This is a genomic window from Luteibacter sp. P4_E6 (assembly GCF_056401535.1).
Window position 1 is genome coordinate 1 of record NZ_JBFUJE010000697.1, and the last position, 1,739, is coordinate 1,739.

Genomic DNA, 1,739 nt, shown 5'->3' on the forward strand with positions numbered 1-1,739 from the left:
AGCTTATCCGGGACTATTCGAAACCCGATTACAGTGGCCCGGTGCACTACGAGGCACAGGCCAACGACATCTACAAGGTCGCAGCTGCAGAAGGCCAGGACCTGCACGGCAAGAAGGTCAAGGACATGACAGCGGCCGAAACGAGTGCCCTGCTCGACGGCATCGCCCACTTTGAGTCATGGAAAGCCGGGACCGTCACGCCAACGCCCGTGATGTCGGAAGAACAAGTGGCTGCTCTGAAGGCCTCTCATCCGACCCACCACGCCGCACCCGCTCATGCAGCTTCAGGCCACGCCCACCCTGGTGTCTTGCGGGAAAAAGACCATGGTGCCGCCGTCGGCGCACTCCAGTCAGACCTTGCCGCCCTCGGCATCACGGCACGAGACGGCAGTGCCATCCATGCCGACCAGCACTTTGGCCCGCATACCAAAGAAGCTGTGGAAGCCTTCCAGACGGCGCACGGGCTCAAACCCGACGGGGTGGCAGGACCGGCAACGATGGCGGCCATCGGCGAGGCAAGGGGGCATGGACAGGCGACCACCCAAAGTGTCCCCACACTGCTCGATGTCCGCCATCCGGCCCACGGGATTTATGAGCAGGCCCACACCTGTGTGGCCCGCATTGACCAGGAGCAGGGCCGCGCGCCGGGACCGCACACACAGAACTTCGCCGGCTCCCTGACTTCAGCCGCCACGGCTGCGGGCTTCAGCCGCATTGACCATGTGGCGTTATCGGACGACGCCAACCGGGGCTATGCCATCCAGGGTGAGCTCAACTCCCCGTTCAAGAAGTTCGTGGAAGTCGACGTCATGCAGGCTGTCCAGACACCGCTGGCACAAAGCAGCCATGAAGCGGCAGCCAACGTGCAAAACAACACCCAGCAACAACAGCAGACACAGACCCAGCATCAGGTCCAGCAGCAAGTGGCGCCAGACGTCCAGCAAGCAGCCGGACCTTCGATGACAAGGTGAGAAGACGGGCGGGGCCGGCATCGCTGGTCCTGCCTTTCACCTAGGACGGTCAAGGTGGACCATGAGGGGCAATCTGCCGCAGCGGCCTTGCCCGAAAAACAGATGGCGACAGCATGGCGCAATGTCCAGCCGTCGCACATTCACCACTCAGAAACCGCGCTCCTTGTGGCGTGGGAATCTCCTCCTGGCGATGGCGATATTCATCATTGTCTTCGGCGCAATCGGTCTCACTTGCGCCCTGGTTTTTGGCTGACTTCAAACCGCGCACTGACCTTTGTGGAACAGGAAAGTCATCTTCCCGGACATTCCCCGAGCAGCCGCGCGGCAACCATAACGAGATAGCTCAACAGCGGCGCCCACTCGTCATGGTATTGCGCTTGCCGGAGACGAACGAGATAGCCGCACTGTGACATGGCCGACAGTTCATAGATGGGCAGGTAGGCGGGATCTGTGCGGTGGCGGTTGAGCGTCCAGTGGAACAGCAGCCGCCCGACCCGCCCGTTTCCGTCCATGAACGGGTGCAGGTTCATCAACGCCGTCATGGCGACCACAGCGGCAAAACCCGGACTCTGGTCAACGTGACCGGCCCAATGGTTCCACACGGCTTCCAGCTGGCCGGGGATGGCGCCTGGCGGCGGATAGACGATGCCCTCGCCTCTCCTGTCCGGCGCGGACCCCACGGCAGTGGTGCGAAAACCCGTGCTGCCTGGCATCAACGTCTGGTGCATCTGCAGCAGGAGGCGGACAAATCCCGCCGCCCCTTCTCCC

At 62.6% G+C, this 1,739-nt stretch carries 2 protein-coding genes; one reads left to right on the forward strand and one right to left on the reverse strand.

Translation table 11 applies throughout. The features are described 5' to 3' along the window. Positions 1-971, forward strand: a 971-nt coding sequence (locus tag AC1DT2_RS22520; RefSeq protein ID WP_477298866.1) for an XVIPCD domain-containing protein, incomplete at its 5' end; no start/stop codon positions are given. 290 nt (positions 972-1,261) lie between these two features. On the opposite strand, the gene AC1DT2_RS22525 is transcribed toward AC1DT2_RS22520, so the two are convergent. Next, a partial coding sequence (locus AC1DT2_RS22525; RefSeq protein ID WP_477298868.1) for a Fic family protein occupies positions 1,262-1,739 on the reverse strand: 478 nt, incomplete at its 5' end.